We start from the raw sequence: 14454 nt of genomic DNA, 5'->3' as shown, positions 1-14454 counted from the left end.
GCACACCGCGGGCGACAGTCAGCGACGCGGCAAGTGCGACGCGCGAACCGCGTTTGTCGTAGCCGCGACATCGCGACGCGCACGCCACAAGAACGGATGTCGCGTCACCACGAGTCCGATCAATGCCGTCGCCGCGCCGCCGGCGATGTCCATCGCGACATGCTGCCCCGTGGTCACCACCGAAGGCAGCAGCGCGACGATCGCGAGCCACGTCGCTGGCGCAAAGCGCGGGTATTGCAGCGAGAAACCTGCCGCGATCACCAGCGGCAAGGTCACGTGGCCCGACGGAAAACAGTTGCCCGGCGCGTCGACGGCGAGCAGCAATCGCCATGCGCGTGCCGTCGCGGCGTCGAGCCCGTCAGGCAGCGGCATCCGCGGCAATCGCGTCGGAACCGCAAGCCACAGCACCACGTTGAGCACGAGAGCGACGACGTAGGCACGCATCGTCGCCGCGAACAGGTATCGACCGCGAATCGCGAGCGCCATCGCTGGCGCGAGCAGCAGGAGCAGCCAGTACGGCCAGATCGTCCAGGCGTGCAGGCCGAGCGCGGCGTCCAGCGCGGACGCAGTGACGACATGCGCATCGACCGGCTGCCGATTGTTGATCGCGAGATAAAGCGCGCTGTTCAACGCCACGGCGACCGCGACGATGCCGGCGCGACGCCTGAACGGGATGAATGACGGAGCTTCGGGGAACGCGTGCACCGGCCCAGTCTGCCAGCAGCGTCGCGCGCATACTGGCCGCGACTTCAACCGGCCTCGACCATGAGCCAGCCGTTGCCCGAGATCGCCATCGCCGGACGGCGCGCGTCGCCCGAGCTCGACTGGCGCGTGCGCATCGCTGGCATGGGCACGTACCTGCCGCGGCGACGCGTCGAGAGCGCCGAGATCGAAGCGCGCGTCGGCCTGCCCGCGGGATGGGCGCGCGAGAACAGCGGCGTCGCCGCGCGCCACTGGGCTGCGCCTGACGAGCGCGCGAGCTGGATGGGGGCACAGGCTGCGCTGCGTGCATGCGCGGCGGCGGGCGTCGCGCCGGAGTCGCTCGATCTGATCCTGGGCGCGTCGGGTTCGGTCGAGCGCGCGATTCCCGACGGCGGCCCGTTGCTGCAACACGCGATGGGCCTCGGTCGGTCCGGCATTCCGAGTTTTTCAGTCCACGCGACCTGCCTGAGTTTCCTCGCGGCGTTTGAAGTCGCCGCCGAGCGCATCCACAGCGGACGCATCGACCGCGCGCTGATCGTGAGCAGCGAAATCGCATCGGTCGCGCTGGATTTTTCCGCGCCCGAAGCCTGCACGCTGTTCGGCGACGGCGCGGCAGCATGCGTGCTCGAACGTAGTGGCGCGCACGACAGCGGCCGCGTGCATCGAATCGACTGGATCACGCACGGCGCGGACCACGAGCTCACCACCGTGCGCGGCTGCGGCACGTATCGCCACCCGAACGCGGCCGACGCCGATCCGCTCGACGCCCTGTTCCAGATGCAGGGCAGGGCGACGCTGCGTCGTGCCGCGCGCCTCGCGCCGGAGCTGCTGGAGCGTCTCGAACTGGATCGCGATGCACGACGCGAACTGCGATGGGTCGTGCCGCACCAGACCAGCCGCGCGGGCATGGATTACGTCGCAATGATGGGTTTCGGCGACGCGGCGGTCATCGACATCCTCGAAGAGACAGGCAACTGCATCGCTGCATCGATTCCGATGGCGCTCGCACGAGGCATCGGGGACGGCCGCATCCAGCGCGGCGAACGCGGCATGCTGATCGGCACCGGCGCTGGGCTGTCCGCCGCCGGAATCGTGCTGACGTATTGATGAGCGCGATGCGGGCGCAGCGTGTTGTCGTGACCGGCGCGACGGGATTTCTCGGTGGCGCTGTGGCGCGGCGGTTGCGCGCGACGCGACCGGATGTCGAGGTACTCGCGCTTGGACGCGACACTGCGCGCGGCGCGAGGCTCACTGCAGACGGTATTGATTTCCTGCGCGTCGATCTATGCGATGCGACGGCTGTGCGCCGCGCGATGGAAGGCGCCGACGCCGTCGTGCACGCCGCCGCGCTGTCGAGTCCCTGGGGGCCGCGCGCCACGTTTGTCGCGGCGAATGTCGATGCGACCAGGAACGTCGCGCGCGCGTGTGTCGACGCCGGCGTGCGCCGACTTGTCCAAATCTCCACCCCCGGCATCTATCACGACGGACGTCCGCATCTCGGCATTCGCGAGGACGATCCGCTGCCGACGCGCGCAGTCAACAACTACGCAGCGACGAAGCGGATCGCCGAGCAGCGCGTGCGTGAACTCACCGACGGCAGCGGTGTGTCGGCACTGATCCTCCGACCGCGCGCGATCTTCGGCCCCGGCGACACGTCGCTGCTGCCGCGCATTGCAGAAGCTTTGCGTCGTTGCCGTCTGCCACGAATTGGCGACGGCGGGTGCACTGTCGATCTCACCTACATCGACAACGCCGTCGACGCCACGTTGCTCGCGCTCTACGCACCCGCAGCGCTCCACGGCCGCGCCTACAACATCAGCAATGGCGAACCCGTGCGCATCTGGGATGTGATCGATCGGCTGGCTGTTGCGCTCGGCGAACCTGTGCCTACACGACGCATTGCTGCCTCGCCGCTGCGCGTGCTCGCCGGCGTGCTCGAAACCATGCATCGAATCGCCATGCCGCAACGCGAGCCGGCCCTGCTGCGCTACGGCGTCGATCTTCTGAGTGTCGACATGACGCTCGACATCTCCCGCGCCCGCAGCGAACTCGGCTACGCCCCGCGCGTTGGCATCGACGACGCACTCGCGCGCACCTTCGATGCACTTGCTGCGGATCGACGCGCATGAATATCGCCACACGCGTCGCGCTCGGCGTATCCGGACACAGCCACGTCGATCCGCGATTGGCCGCATTGCCTGAGCGTAGTGATGGTCGCCATGCATTCCCCGCAGGCTGGGCGCTGATCGAACACCCCGTCCACGGCCCGGTGCTGTTCGACTGCGGCTACGGCGAGCCTGCGCGCAGCGCGATGCAGCGCGGCCTGCGGCGCGTCTATCGAAACGTGCTCGGTGTGTGCTGCCCGGCTGAAGGCGACGCCGTGGCGTTATTGCGTCAGCGAGGCATCGCACCCGAAGACGTGCGCTACGTCGTCATCAGCCATTTTCATCCCGACCATGTCGGCGGCGTACGCGCGTTTCCGTCCGCGCGCTTCGTTGCGCATGCGGATGCGTGGCAGACGATGCAGCGCGGTGCGCTCGCACGGCTACACGCGCAGGTATGGCGCGAACTGTTGCCGGACGATTTCGAGTCGCGACTGCAGCTCATCCGCGCTAACGAGCTCCTCCCGCTCGACGGCGATCTCGCTGCTCTAGGTGCCGGCGTCGATCTGTTCGACGACGGCACCATCATGCTCGTCGATCTGCCCGGCCACGCACGCGGCCAGATCGGTCTGGCGACGCATCACCACGAGACTCGCGTCCTGCTCGTCGCCGACGCATTCTGGCAATACGCACAGCTCGACACGTCGACGCCGCTATCGTGGCTCGCACGTCGCCTCGCGATGGACCATTCTGCCCACTACGCCGCGACGATCTCGCGCCTGAGCCGCTTCCGCGACGAACAGCCGGACGCATGGATCATCGCCTCGCACTGCGCCCGCACGCTGGAACGTTGGGCCAACGATCACCCCGACGCACTGATGCGCGCGCCGGAGTGACGTCGTCGCTTACGCCGGAACCGCTTCGTCCTGCGTCACCACGCGTCCGCGCAGCGAATTGCTGAACGCCTCGGTGATCACGACGTCGACGAACTGACCGACCAGGCGCGGCGGCGCGGCGAAATTCACCGAGCGCATGTTCTCCGTCTTGCCGGTCAGCTCGTTCGGATCCTTACGCGACGGGCCTTCGACGAGGATGCGCTGCACGCTGCCGACCATCGACTCCGAAATACGCTTCGAATTCGCATTGATCGTCGCCTGCAGACGCGACAGCCGCGCGTGCTTGACCTCGCTCGACACGTCGTCCTCGAGGTTCGCCGCGGGCGTGCCCGGGCGACGCGAATAGATGAAAGAGAACGACTGATCGAAGCCGACGTCCTCGATCAGCTTCATCGTCTTCTCGAAATCCGCATCGGTCTCGCCCGGGAAGCCGACGATGAAGTCCGACGAGATCGAGATGTCCGGCCGCACCGCGCGCAGCTTGCGGATCTTCTGCTTGAACTCCAGTGACGTGTAACCGCGCTTCATCGCCGCGAGGATGCGGTCCGAACCCGATTGCACGGGCAGGTGCAGGTAGTTCGCGAGCTGCGGTACGTCGCGGTACGCCTCGACCAGCGAGTCGGAAAACTCGAGGGGATGCGAGGTGGTGAAGCGGATGCGATCGACGCCGTCGATCTCGGCGATCGTGCGGATCAGCAGGCCGAGATCCGCGATCTGCCCGTCGCCATACGGCCCGCGATACGCGTTGACGTTCTGGCCGAGCAGGTTGATCTCGCGCACGCCCTGCGAGGCGAGCTTGGCGACCTCGACCAGCACGTCCTCGAACGGCCGGCTGACCTCCTCACCGCGCGTGTAGGGCACCACGCAGAACGAGCAGTATTTCGAGCAGCCCTCCATGATCGAGACGAACGCGCTCGGCCCGTGCGCGCGCGGCTCGGGCAGGCGGTCGAACTTTTCGATCTCGGGGAAGCTGATGTCGACCTGCGGCTTGCCGGACTCGCGGCGCGCCTCGATCAGCTGGGGCAGGCGATGCAGGGTCTGCGGGCCGAACACCAGGTCCACGTACGGCGCGCGTTTGACGATGGCGTCGCCCTCCTGGCTGGCCACGCAGCCGCCGACGCCGATCAGGACCGGCTTGCCGCCCTGCTTGAGCGCACGCCAACGGCCGAGCTGGCTGAACACCTTTTCCTGCGCTTTCTCGCGGATCGAGCAGGTGTTGACCAGGATGACGTCGGCCTCGGCCGGGTCCATCGTGAGTTCGAGCCCTTCGGATGCCGCGAGAACGTCGGCCATCTTCGCCGAATCGTACTCGTTCATCTGGCAACCATGGGTTTCGATGAAAAGCTTGCCGCGCGGTGCAGCCGCAGGAAGCGTCGCCGGGTCGGCGACGGGGGGCGTCAGGTCAGTCATGGGATTCCGGGAAGGGCGGCGGTTATTCCGGGCCGGCCGCTCCAGTTTACCGCGGCGCAACACGCCGGGTGACCGCATCCGCAGATCAACAATTCGAGTCCGATCAAGGGCTTGTGAAAGTTCTGCGAACGGGGAATGATGACCCCATGAAGAAGCTCACTGCACTTCTGTTCATTGCCGGCCTCGCTGGCGTCGCTCCCGCGATCGCCGGTACGGTCTATCGCTGCGACGCCAACGGCATCCGCAGCTACTCGAGCAAGCGGCTTTCGGGCGCGCAGTGCGAGGTCGTGAGCCGTTACACGAACCGCCGCGCCGCGCGTTCCTATGCGCCTGCGCAGGGTGCGGTGACGCCGGTCAATCTCGTCGCCGGTTCGCCCGCGTCGGGCTCGCTGCCCGCGGTGTCGACGCCTGCCACGCTGACGGTGCCGGTCTCGAGCGCTCCGGCGCCAGCCGCTCCGCCGTCGCGCCTGGTGCAGGGCCAGATCTATTCGTACATGCAGGACGGCGTACGTCATTACTCCAGCCGTCGCCCGGTCGGTGTCGCCAATGCAGGCGCCGTGCGCACGATCAGCTACAGCTATATGGAGACGTGCTTCGCGTGCGCCGCGGCTCCGGGCGTCAACTTCTCCACGCTGCGCCTGAAGCCCGACGCCTACCGCGACGAGATCGCCTCGGCAGCCCAGCAGTACGGGGTCGAGGAGTCGGTCGTCCGCGCGATCATCCATGCGGAGTCGGCGTTCAACCCGAACGCGCTGTCCCGCGTCGGTGCCCAGGGCCTGATGCAGCTGATGCCGGCGACCGCCCGCCGCTTCGGCGTCGGCAACGCCTTCGATCCGGGCCAGAACATCCGCGGCGGCGTGCAGTACCTCGCGTTCCTGCTCAAGCGCTTCAATGGCGACGTCCGCCTTGCCGCCGCCGGCTACAACGCGGGCGAGGGCGCGGTCGACAAGTACGGCGGCGTGCCGCCCTACAGCGAGACCCAGCGCTACGTGCAGCGCGTGGCCCTGCTGGCCGATCGCTACCGCAGCTCGCCGATCCTGCGCTGAGTCGCCGGTCGGACTAAATCGAAAGGCCAGCCGGGCGACCGGTTGGCCTTTTCGCGTTCTGGGCAGCGCGATTTGCGCCCGCCGTCATCGTCGGAGCGCGTCTAGCCGATTGTCGGCCCGTTCACCGTTCCGTTACACTTCCGCGTCTTTATCAGTCGTCGCGCGTTCCCTCGCGCACGACCCACGTCGAATCAGTTTTCGGAGTGCCGGATGGCCAACGAAGGGGTCAACGAGCCCATGCACGAGCCGGTCAACCTCGGCCGTCGCCGGTTCCTTACCGCGACGACCGCAGTCGTCGGCGCGGTGGGTGCGGGCTTTGCCGCAGTGCCGTTCATCAAGTCGTGGAATCCGAGCGCGCGGGCGAAGCTCGCCGGTGCGCCGATCACGGCCGACATCAGCGGCCTGCCGCTCGGCCAGCGCATGATCGTCGAGTGGCGCGGCCAGCCGATCTGGATCGTCCGTCGCTCGCAGGACATCCTCAAGGCGCTGCCGACGCTCGACAACCGCTTGCGCGATCCGAAGTCCGAAGACGTCGACCAGCAGCCGAAGTACGTGCTGAAGGGCGACGTGCACTACCGCTCGATCAAGCCGGAGATTTCAGTGCTCGTCGGCCTCTGCACGCATCTGGGCTGCTCGCCCGAGATGAAGGCCGAGATCCGCCCCGAGCCGTTCGATCCGGAATGGAAGGGCGGCTACTTCTGCCCGTGCCACAAGTCGCGTTTCGATATGTCGGGCCGCGTGTTCCAGGGCGTTCCGGCGCCGAAGAACCTCGCCGTGCCGCCGCACTATTTCGCGAACGACAACAGCATCGTGATCGGCGTCGATCCGAAGGGAGCCGCCTGACATGGCGACGAAGAACGACACCAAGCAGGCGCCTAACGACCCGGCGACCGGCATGATCAACGGCCTCGTCAACTGGTTCCACGATCGCGCCCCGGGCGCGAGCGAGGCGTACAAGAAGCACATGTCGGAGTACTTCGCTCCGAAGAACTTCAACGTCTGGTACTACTTCGGTTCGCTGGCGCTGCTGGTGCTGGTCAACCAGATCGTCACCGGCATCTTCCTGACGATGCACTTCAAGACCGACGCCGCGCAGGCGTTCGCGTCGGTCGAGTACATCATGCGGGACGTCGAGTGGGGCTGGCTGATCCGGTACATGCACAGCACCGGCGCCTCGCTGTTCTTCATCGTCGTCTACCTGCACATGTTCCGCGGCCTCATGTACGGCTCGTACAAGAAGCCGCGCGAGCTGGTCTGGGTGCTCGGCATGGTGATCTACCTCGTGCTCATGGCAGAAGCCTTCATGGGCTACGTGCTGCCGTGGGGCCAGATGTCGTTCTGGGGCGCGAAGGTCATCATTTCGCTGTTCGGCGCGATTCCGGTCATCGGCAACGGCTTGACCGAATGGATCATGGGCGACTACCTGCCGTCCGACGCCACGCTCAACCGCTTCTTCGCGCTGCACGTGATCGCGCTTCCGCTGGTGCTGCTCCTGCTCGTCGCGCTGCACCTGGGCGCGCTGCATGAAGTCGGCTCGAACAATCCGGACGGCGTGGAGATCAAGTACGGCCCGAAGGGCAATCGCTGGTCGCCGACCGCGCCCACCGATGGCATCCCGTTCCACCCGTATTACACGGTCAAGGACATGGTCGGCGTCGGGTTCTTCCTGATGATCGCTGCGTTCATCATCTTCTTCGAGCCGACCGTGGGCGGGCTGTTCCTCGAGCACGACAACTTCACCGAGGCGAATCGCCTCGTGACGCCGAGCCACATCAAGCCCACGTGGTACTTCACGCCGTACTACGCGATGCTCCGCGTGGTGCCGAACAAGCTGGCCGGCGTGATGGTGATGTTCGGCGCGATCGTGATGCTGTTCCTCGTGCCGTGGCTCGACAAGAGCCGCGTCAAGTCGATCCGCTATCGCGGCGTGTTGGCCCGGGTCATGCTCGGCCTGTTCGCCTTCAGCTTCCTGTGGCTGGGCAAGATCGGTTCGGGCCCCGGCACGGACATCAACGAGACCTACGTGGGCCGCGTGCTGACGTTCTTCTACTTCATGTTTTTCATCACGATGCCGATCTGGACCCGCATCGACAAGACGAAGCCGGTGCCGGATCGGGTGACGACGCATGACTAATCCGTCCCTTCGCCCGTCCGCCTCCCACCAGCCTGCCGGATCCAAGAAGATGCGAGTTCTGCGATCGCTTGCGACGCTCGTGCTCGGCCTCGCGGTGTCGATGCCGCTGTTCGCCGAAGAAGAGGGCAACCTCCAGTCGGCCGGCACCGATATCACCGACCAGGCCTCGCTGCAGCGTGGCGCCCAGCTGTTCATGAACTACTGCTCGGGCTGCCACTCGCTGAAGTACCTGCGCTACTCGCGCATGGCCGAAGACCTCGGTCTGACCGAAGCCGAGGTGCAGCAGAACCTCAACTTCACCGGCGCGAAGTTCGGCGAGCAGATCGACGTCGCGATGCCGCCCGAGTCGAAGGACTGGTTCGGCAAGCAGCCGCCGGATCTTTCGTTGATCGCGCGCGTGCGTGGCTCGAACTGGGTCTACACGTACCTCAAGTCCTTCTATCTGGACGAGTCGCGCCCGGTCGGCTGGAACAACACGGTCTTCCCGAACGTGTCGATGCCGAACCCGCTTTGGCAGCTGCAGGGCCTGCAGCACGCGAACCTCGGCAAGCCTGACGCGACGGGTGAGCGCCCGGTGCTCGGCCTGAAGGTGACCGAGCCGGGTACGCTCGACGCTCAGGGCTTCGACCGCGCCGCGCGCGACATAACAACTTTTCTCGAGTACGCCGGCGAACCCGCGGCCATCAAGCGCCAGTCTCTTGGCGTCTGGGTGGTGCTGTTCCTGGCATTGCTGACGTTCCTCGCCTGGCTCCTGAAGAAGGAATACTGGCGCGACGTCGAGCACTGATCGCGGCCGCGGTGTCGGGGACAAGGACACTGCATCGCCGTGACTCGGGACCGTTGGCGACCGCCCGCACGGGGTGGGCGGCGCCGTACGGCCGGCGGTTTCCGGTCGATCGAGGTCGACGATGGCGGCGAGTCCACGTATGCGTAATACCCTGACCCTGTTTTCCTCCACCGACTGCGTCCTCTGCCATCGCGTGCGCCTTGTGCTCGCGGCCAAGGGCGTGACGTACGACCTGATCCCGGTCGATCCGCAGAATCCTCCCGAGGATCTGGTCGACCTCAACCCGTACCAGTCCGTTCCGACGCTGGTCGAGCGCGATCTCGTGCTCTATGCGGCCAGCGTTGTCAGCGAATACCTCGACGAGCGCTATCCGCACCCGCCGCTGATGCCGGTCGATCCGTTGTCGCGTGCACGGCTGCGCCTCGCGATGCTGCGTCTCGAGCACGACTGGGTGCCGCAGGTGCAGGCCATCCAGCTCGGCAACAAGGCCCAGCAGGAAGCCGGCCGCAAGCGCCTGAAGGAACTGCTCACCGCGTCAGTGCCGCTGTTCAAGGCGAGCAAGTTCTTCCTCAATCCCGAGATGAGCCTCGCCGACTGCGCGATGGCGCCGATCATCTGGCGCCTGCCGGCGCTGGGCGTGCCGCTGCCGAAGGACGGCAAGGTCATCGAGGATTACGGCAACCGCATCTTCCGAAACCCCGGGTTCACCCGGAGCCTGACGGAACAGGAGCGCAAGCTCCGCGACATGCCGGCCTGACGCCACCTATCGCTGCGAACGAAGCCCGCCAACCGGCGGGCTTCGTCGTTGTGGCGGGCACTGCGTCACGGCCAAGCGCCTCACGCCGTCGCTTACACTTCCCCGATGAGCGACGAATTCGAGATGACGAGCCATCGTCCGTACCTGCTGCGTGCGCTGTACGAGTGGATTGGCGACAACGGCCTGACCCCGCATCTGCTGGTCGACGCGACTCGTCCAGATGTCCACGTGCCGAAACACGCGATCAACGACGGGCGCATCGTGCTCAACGTCGCGCAGCGTGCCGTGGCCGGTCTCGAGATGACCAACGACCTCATCCGTTTCAGTGCGCGCTTCGGCGGCGTGAGTCACTCGGTGTCGGTGCCCGTCGGTGCGGTGCTTGCGATCTATGCGCGCGAGAACGGGCAGGGCATGGCGCTCCCGCCGGAATCGGATGAAAACGGCGCGACCGGCCTTCCCGCCGGCACGCTCGGCGAGAGCGGTCCAACGCTGGAACTCGTGCCCGATAGCGGCGATGAAAGCCCGAGCGATCAGGGTGACGATGGCGACCACGAACCGCCGACGCCGCCACGTCGCGGGCATCTGCGAATCGTCAAGTAAGGCGATCGATCAGTTCGTCGGCGTACGCGGCGGGAACGCGAGCGGTTCCGGCGTCGGCGGGCCGGCGAAGCTGACGAGCCGATCGCCCCGCAGCACGAGCCGCCCCTGATGGCGGTCGGCGCCGTCGAGCGAATAGTCGAAACGGAACGTGCGTTCCCATCCGAGCTTTCCGCTCTCAAGGCGACGCGGACGGATGCCGATGACATGCACGGAATCGTCGAGCCATTGCACGCGCGCAGCGCGGCAGGCATCGCGACCGAGGTCGCGTGCACGCTCGGCTGCGGCGCGCCCGGCGTTCCAGAACGCGAACGCAGCGGCCGTGAAGAGCATCATCACGATCATTGAAGGCATTTTGTTACTGTGGCGGCGGCAGCGGATCTGAGCAAGAGCCGCCAAGGATCGAGGGGGCGATCACGGCATGAAACTCGTATTTCCGGGTGGCGAACACCCGCAGGTCATCCTGCAACCAGGCGTCAACAGCGTGGGTTCCGCGCCCGACGCCAACATCGTGCTCGACCGCCCCGGCGTCCAGCCGCGGCACTGCCAGCTGCATGTCACCGCCAACGGCGTGATGCTCGACGTTCCGGTCGATGCGCCGGTTACCGTCAATGGCTCGCCGGTGCGCGGGCTGATCGCGCTGCGCGATGGCGATCGCGTGTCGTTTGACCGTTTCGAAGCCCGCCTGACCGGCATGGAAAACGTCGCCGCTGCGCGTCCGGGCGCAAGCGCGCCTTCCGCCAATGACGATCTGTTCGCGACGACGGTGCGCGCCGCGCTACCGAAGTTCGTGCTGCGCGGCATGTCCGGCCATTTGTTCGGCCGCAGCTTCGCGTTGGCAGCGACGAATACCGTCGGCCGCGCCCCGGAATCGACCCTGCGGTTCGATGAGAACGGGATCTCGCGCGCCCATGCGCGCCTGGTTCCGACCGATGACAGTGTGCAGATAGAGGACCTCGGGTCCACGAATGGCACGTTCCTCAACGGCAAGCGCATCCTCAGCGGCGAAGCGAAGGTCGGTGACGAGATCGGTTTCGACACGCTGCGCTTCCGCGTGCTGTCGACGGTGCCGTCGGAGAACGAAACGCACGAGGAAGAGCCGTCGGCGCGCATGGACCCGCGCCTGATGTGGGGTCTCGCGATCGGTATGGCGCTGCTCGCCGCGGCGATCGTCGTTGCGCTTTAACCGCGTTCCGCTCCGGCCGGCTTGCGGCCGAGCTTGAGCGACAGATCGATCGCGCGGACGTGCTTGGTCAGTCCGCCGATGGAAATGCAGTCGACGCCGTCCTCGGCGATCGCGCGCAGGCCGGCGAGGTCGACGCCGCCTGAGACTTCCAGCGGAATCCGACCGTTCGCGATGCGCACGGCTTCGCGGCGCATGTCCGCATCGAAGTCGTCGATGAGAATGCGGGCGCAACCTGTCTCGAGTGCTTCGCGCAGCTGGTCGAGCGTTTCCACTTCGACGATCACCGGCAGCGACGGCGAGTGTTCGCGTGCATTGCGCACCGCGTCGGCGATCGAACCCGCGGCGCGGATGTGGTTTTCCTTGAGCATCACCGCGTCGTACAGACCCAGGCGGTGATTGGTGCCGCCGCCGACGCGTACGGCGTATTTCTGCGCGAGCCGCAGCCCCGGAATCGTCTTGCGCGTATCGAGAATCTTCGCGCGCGTGCCGGCGACTGCATCAACATGCGCGGCGGTCACGGTCGCGGTCGCCGACAGCGTCTGCATGAAGTTCAGCGACGCGCGCTCGGCCGTGACCAGTGCGCGTGCACGGCCCTGCAAGGTCGCGAGCAGCGTGCCCGCGCGCACGCGGTCGCCTTCGGCAACGTGCCACGCGATGACGACGTCCGGGTCGATCGTACGATGGCAGGCATCGAACCACGGACGCCCGCACACGACCGCCACTTCCTTGCACAGCAGGTAGGCGGTATCAGCGACGTCAGGCAACAGTGCAGACGTGACGTCGCCACTGCCGACGTCTTCGTCGAGCGCGCGGCGGACGTCGGCCTCGATCGCCGCGGCCGGCGGCGCTTCCACGCCGATCATGCGGTGGTGATGCCGCAGGTCGTGAGGTCGAGCGATTCTTCGGCAAGCAGCACCGGGATGCCGTCGTCGATGCGATAGGCGAGGCGGCCGTCCGCGGTGACGAGCGCCGCATCGACGGACGTGGCCTGCGGGTTGCCGTCGCCGCGCTTCACGCCGCCGCCGGCGATCGCGGCGTTGAGGTCGTGCAGCACGCGGGCATCGGCCGGGCGCAGCGGCTGTCGGGTGGTCGGGCAGGCCAGAAGGTCGAGCAGCTTGCGGTCCATGGCAGGGAATCGCGGGTGGGCCGTTTAGAATACGTCTTTGCCTGGAAGGGGACGTATGGCCGCCGTGCAACCGCCCGCCGCCGTGGTCGGCATCGTGATGGGGTCGCGTTCGGACTGGGAAACGATGCAGCACGCGGCCGCGAAGCTCGAGGAGCTGGGCGTGCCGCACGAAGTGCGCGTCGTCTCCGCCCACCGCACGCCGGACGTGCTTTTCGACTACGCCGCGACCGCGCGCGACCGCGGCCTGCGCGCGATCATCGCGGGCGCCGGCGGTGCGGCGCATCTGCCGGGCATGCTCGCGTCGAAGACGGCCGTGCCCGTGCTCGGTGTGCCGGTGCAGTCGAAGGCGCTGAACGGCATGGATTCGCTGCTGTCGATCGTGCAGATGCCGGCGGGTATTCCCGTTGCGACGTTTGCGATCGGCAATGCGGGCGCGTCGAATGCAGCGTTGTTCGCTGCGGCGATGCTCGCCTCCGACATGCCGGACATCGCGGCGAAGCTCAATGCATTCCGTGCGAAGCAGACGGCCGACGTCATGCAGCACGACGACCCGCGCAAATGACGACCGTCGGCATTCTCGGCGGTGGCCAGCTGGCGCGCATGCTCGCGCTCGCGGGCGCGCCGCTCGGCCTGCGTTTCCTGGTGATGGACAACGTCGCCGACGCCTGCGCCGGGCAGTTCGCGCCGATGGTGGTCGGTGACTATCGCGACGAGGCGGCGCTCGCCGAGTTCGCGTCGCGCGTGGATGTCGCGACGTTCGACTTCGAGAACGTGCCGGCTGAGTCCGCGCGTTGGCTGACCGGTCGCGTCGACGTATTCCCGAACCCGCGCGCGCTGTCTATCGCGCAGGACCGGCTCGCCGAAAAGACCTTGTTCAGCGAACTCGGCATTCCGGTGCCACCGTTCGCACCGGTCGATACGCTGGACGAACTTCGCGCTGCGATCGCCGACATCGGCACGCCGTGCATCCTCAAGACGCGTCGTCTTGGTTACGACGGGAAGGGACAGTTCCGCATTCGCAGCGCGGATGATGTCGATGCGGCATGGGCAGCGCTTGGCGCGCAGGCGTCGAAGGTCGGACTGATCCTCGAAGGCTTCGTGCATTTCGAGCGCGAGCTGTCTGTGGTCGCCGTGCGCGGTCGCGATGGCGAGTTTCGCGCGTGGCCACTCACGGAGAACTGGCACGTCGACGGCGTGCTGTCGGCAAGCCTTGCGCCTGCAACCGCGGATGACGCAACACAGGCACTCGCCTGCGATCACGCGCGTCGCCTCGCCGAAGCGCTCGATTACGTTGGCGTGTTCGCGCTCGAACTGTTCGCTCAGGGTGGCGTGCTGCTCGCCAACGAACTCGCGCCGCGCGTGCACAACTCGGGGCACTGGACGATCGAGGGCAGCGAGACGTCGCAGTTCCAAAATCATCTGCGTGCGGTGCTGGGTCTGCCGCTCGGCGACACGCGCATGGTCGGCGTCGCCTGCATGCTCAACTGGGTCGGCGAGATGCCGGACGCGGCGCCGGTTCTCGAAGAAGCCGGCGGTCACTGGCACGACTACGGCAAGGAGCCACGCGAAGGTCGCAAGGTCGGGCATGCAACGCTGCGTGCGGATGCTCCGAGCGAACTCGCCGAGGCGCTTGCACGCGTCGGCGAGAGGTCGGGACGCAACGCGCAGGTCGCGCCCGTGATCGAGCGGCTTTCGAACGGCTGAGCCGATC

Annotated in this window: 17 protein-coding genes; 12 read left to right on the top strand and 5 right to left on the bottom strand. The window is 66.9% G+C overall.

Annotation, left to right across the window (positions count from 1 at the left end):
- Positions 1–18: 18 nt before the first annotated feature.
- Complete coding sequence (locus tag ACVWZN_RS06950; RefSeq protein ID WP_456953174.1) at positions 19–705, bottom strand: phosphatase PAP2 family protein; 687 nt, start codon at positions 703–705, stop codon at positions 19–21.
- Between the two features lie 60 nt (positions 706–765).
- On the opposite strand from ACVWZN_RS06950, the gene ACVWZN_RS06945 reads away from it, so the two are divergent.
- From ACVWZN_RS06945 to ACVWZN_RS06935, 3 genes are read left to right on the top strand one after another with little or no spacing between them, the layout of a single operon-like run.
- Positions 766–1809: a 3-oxoacyl-[acyl-carrier-protein] synthase III C-terminal domain-containing protein gene (locus tag ACVWZN_RS06945; protein WP_456953173.1), complete on the top strand. Its 1044-nt coding sequence runs from the start codon at positions 766–768 to the stop codon at positions 1807–1809.
- A complete protein-coding gene (locus ACVWZN_RS06940; protein WP_456953172.1) occupies positions 1809–2831 on the top strand; it encodes an NAD-dependent epimerase/dehydratase family protein in 1023 nt (340 codons plus the stop codon). Before ACVWZN_RS06945 ends, ACVWZN_RS06940 begins: the two co-directional genes overlap by 1 nt.
- Positions 2828–3700 (top strand): MBL fold metallo-hydrolase, encoded by an 873-nt coding sequence (locus ACVWZN_RS06935; protein ID WP_456953171.1) that lies wholly within the window; start codon positions 2828–2830, stop codon positions 3698–3700. The genes ACVWZN_RS06940 and ACVWZN_RS06935 overlap by 4 nt, the downstream gene beginning before the upstream one ends.
- A gap of 9 nt (positions 3701–3709) precedes the next feature.
- On the opposite strand, the gene miaB is transcribed toward ACVWZN_RS06935, so the two are convergent.
- Entirely contained in the window at positions 3710–5110 is a 1401-nt protein-coding gene (gene miaB, locus ACVWZN_RS06930; RefSeq protein WP_456953170.1) for a tRNA (N6-isopentenyl adenosine(37)-C2)-methylthiotransferase MiaB, read from the bottom strand.
- 146 nt (positions 5111–5256) lie between these two features.
- On the opposite strand from miaB, the gene ACVWZN_RS06925 reads away from it, so the two are divergent.
- The 6 genes from ACVWZN_RS06925 to ACVWZN_RS06900 all read left to right on the top strand — a co-directional run bounded on the left by ACVWZN_RS06925 (position 5257) and on the right by ACVWZN_RS06900 (position 10434).
- Entirely contained in the window at positions 5257–6156 is a 900-nt protein-coding gene (locus tag ACVWZN_RS06925; RefSeq protein ID WP_456953169.1) for a lytic transglycosylase domain-containing protein, read from the top strand.
- Between the two features lie 210 nt (positions 6157–6366).
- Complete coding sequence (gene petA / locus ACVWZN_RS06920; protein WP_456953168.1) at positions 6367–6999, top strand: ubiquinol-cytochrome c reductase iron-sulfur subunit; 633 nt, start codon at positions 6367–6369, stop codon at positions 6997–6999.
- 52 nt (positions 7000–7051) lie between these two features.
- Entirely contained in the window at positions 7052–8290 is a 1239-nt protein-coding gene (locus ACVWZN_RS06915; RefSeq protein WP_027083431.1) for a cytochrome b, read from the top strand.
- Positions 8291–8390: 100 nt separating this feature from the next.
- Positions 8391–9077 (top strand): cytochrome c1, encoded by a 687-nt coding sequence (locus ACVWZN_RS06910; RefSeq protein ID WP_456954730.1) that lies wholly within the window; start codon positions 8391–8393, stop codon positions 9075–9077.
- Positions 9078–9198: 121 nt separating this feature from the next.
- A complete protein-coding gene (locus tag ACVWZN_RS06905; RefSeq protein ID WP_027083433.1) occupies positions 9199–9834 on the top strand; it encodes a glutathione S-transferase N-terminal domain-containing protein in 636 nt (211 codons plus the stop codon).
- Between the two features lie 105 nt (positions 9835–9939).
- A complete protein-coding gene (locus ACVWZN_RS06900) occupies positions 9940–10434 on the top strand; it encodes a ClpXP protease specificity-enhancing factor (RefSeq protein WP_456953167.1) in 495 nt (164 codons plus the stop codon).
- A 9-nt stretch (positions 10435–10443) separates the two neighbouring features.
- Here ACVWZN_RS06900 and ACVWZN_RS06895 read toward each other — a convergent pair whose 3' ends face one another.
- On the bottom strand, positions 10444–10785 hold the full coding sequence (locus ACVWZN_RS06895; RefSeq protein ID WP_036142092.1) for a DUF3301 domain-containing protein: 342 nt from the start codon (positions 10783–10785) through the stop codon (positions 10444–10446).
- Positions 10786–10852: 67 nt separating this feature from the next.
- On the opposite strand from ACVWZN_RS06895, the gene ACVWZN_RS06890 reads away from it, so the two are divergent.
- The gene (locus ACVWZN_RS06890; RefSeq protein WP_456953166.1) at positions 10853–11617 is read left to right on the top strand and encodes an FHA domain-containing protein; all 765 of its coding nucleotides are present in this window, start codon (positions 10853–10855) and stop codon (positions 11615–11617) included.
- On the opposite strand, the gene nadC is transcribed toward ACVWZN_RS06890, so the two are convergent.
- A complete protein-coding gene (nadC, locus tag ACVWZN_RS06885) occupies positions 11614–12480 on the bottom strand; it encodes a carboxylating nicotinate-nucleotide diphosphorylase (RefSeq protein WP_456953165.1) in 867 nt (288 codons plus the stop codon). The two genes, ACVWZN_RS06890 and nadC, sit on opposite strands and share 4 nt — an antisense overlap.
- Positions 12477–12743, bottom strand: a complete 267-nt coding sequence (locus ACVWZN_RS06880) for a Trm112 family protein (RefSeq protein ID WP_456953164.1) — start codon at positions 12741–12743, stop codon at positions 12477–12479. The genes nadC and ACVWZN_RS06880 overlap by 4 nt, the downstream gene beginning before the upstream one ends.
- A gap of 55 nt (positions 12744–12798) precedes the next feature.
- Between ACVWZN_RS06880 and purE the strand changes: the two genes are divergently transcribed.
- Both purE and ACVWZN_RS06870 read left to right on the top strand, forming a co-directional pair.
- Entirely contained in the window at positions 12799–13305 is a 507-nt protein-coding gene (gene purE, locus ACVWZN_RS06875) for a 5-(carboxyamino)imidazole ribonucleotide mutase (RefSeq protein WP_456953163.1), read from the top strand.
- Positions 13302–14447 (top strand): 5-(carboxyamino)imidazole ribonucleotide synthase, encoded by a 1146-nt coding sequence (locus ACVWZN_RS06870; protein WP_456953162.1) that lies wholly within the window; start codon positions 13302–13304, stop codon positions 14445–14447. The genes purE and ACVWZN_RS06870 overlap by 4 nt, the downstream gene beginning before the upstream one ends.
- Positions 14448–14454: the final 7 nt, after the last annotated feature.

Source organism: Lysobacter sp. HA35 (assembly GCF_054061195.1).
The sequence above is the reverse complement of the archived record's forward strand: the minus strand, read 5'-3'. Positions and strand labels throughout refer to the sequence as shown.

What these genes read in the sequence shown, in the direction of transcription:
- purE (WP_456953163.1), top strand. Translation starts at nt 12,799, where the DNA reads ATGGCCGCCGTGCAACCGCCCGCCGCCGTGGTCGGCATCGTGATGGGG.
- nadC (WP_456953165.1), bottom strand. Translation starts at nt 12,480, where the DNA reads ATGATCGGCGTGGAAGCGCCGCCGGCCGCGGCGATCGAGGCCGACGTC.
- ACVWZN_RS06925 (WP_456953169.1), top strand. Translation starts at nt 5,257, where the DNA reads ATGAAGAAGCTCACTGCACTTCTGTTCATTGCCGGCCTCGCTGGCGTC.
- ACVWZN_RS06890 (WP_456953166.1), top strand. Translation starts at nt 10,853, where the DNA reads ATGAAACTCGTATTTCCGGGTGGCGAACACCCGCAGGTCATCCTGCAA.
- miaB (WP_456953170.1), bottom strand. Translation starts at nt 5,110, where the DNA reads ATGACTGACCTGACGCCCCCCGTCGCCGACCCGGCGACGCTTCCTGCG.
- ACVWZN_RS06940 (WP_456953172.1), top strand. Translation starts at nt 1,809, where the DNA reads ATGAGCGCGATGCGGGCGCAGCGTGTTGTCGTGACCGGCGCGACGGGA.
- ACVWZN_RS06945 (WP_456953173.1), top strand. Translation starts at nt 766, where the DNA reads ATGAGCCAGCCGTTGCCCGAGATCGCCATCGCCGGACGGCGCGCGTCG.
- ACVWZN_RS06880 (WP_456953164.1), bottom strand. Translation starts at nt 12,743, where the DNA reads ATGGACCGCAAGCTGCTCGACCTTCTGGCCTGCCCGACCACCCGACAG.
- ACVWZN_RS06905 (WP_027083433.1), top strand. Translation starts at nt 9,199, where the DNA reads ATGGCGGCGAGTCCACGTATGCGTAATACCCTGACCCTGTTTTCCTCC.
- ACVWZN_RS06910 (WP_456954730.1), top strand. Translation starts at nt 8,391, where the DNA reads ATGCCGCTGTTCGCCGAAGAAGAGGGCAACCTCCAGTCGGCCGGCACC.
- ACVWZN_RS06895 (WP_036142092.1), bottom strand. Translation starts at nt 10,785, where the DNA reads ATGCCTTCAATGATCGTGATGATGCTCTTCACGGCCGCTGCGTTCGCG.
- petA (WP_456953168.1), top strand. Translation starts at nt 6,367, where the DNA reads ATGGCCAACGAAGGGGTCAACGAGCCCATGCACGAGCCGGTCAACCTC.
- ACVWZN_RS06870 (WP_456953162.1), top strand. Translation starts at nt 13,302, where the DNA reads ATGACGACCGTCGGCATTCTCGGCGGTGGCCAGCTGGCGCGCATGCTC.
- ACVWZN_RS06915 (WP_027083431.1), top strand. Translation starts at nt 7,052, where the DNA reads ATGATCAACGGCCTCGTCAACTGGTTCCACGATCGCGCCCCGGGCGCG.
- ACVWZN_RS06935 (WP_456953171.1), top strand. Translation starts at nt 2,828, where the DNA reads ATGAATATCGCCACACGCGTCGCGCTCGGCGTATCCGGACACAGCCAC.
- ACVWZN_RS06900 (WP_456953167.1), top strand. Translation starts at nt 9,940, where the DNA reads ATGAGCGACGAATTCGAGATGACGAGCCATCGTCCGTACCTGCTGCGT.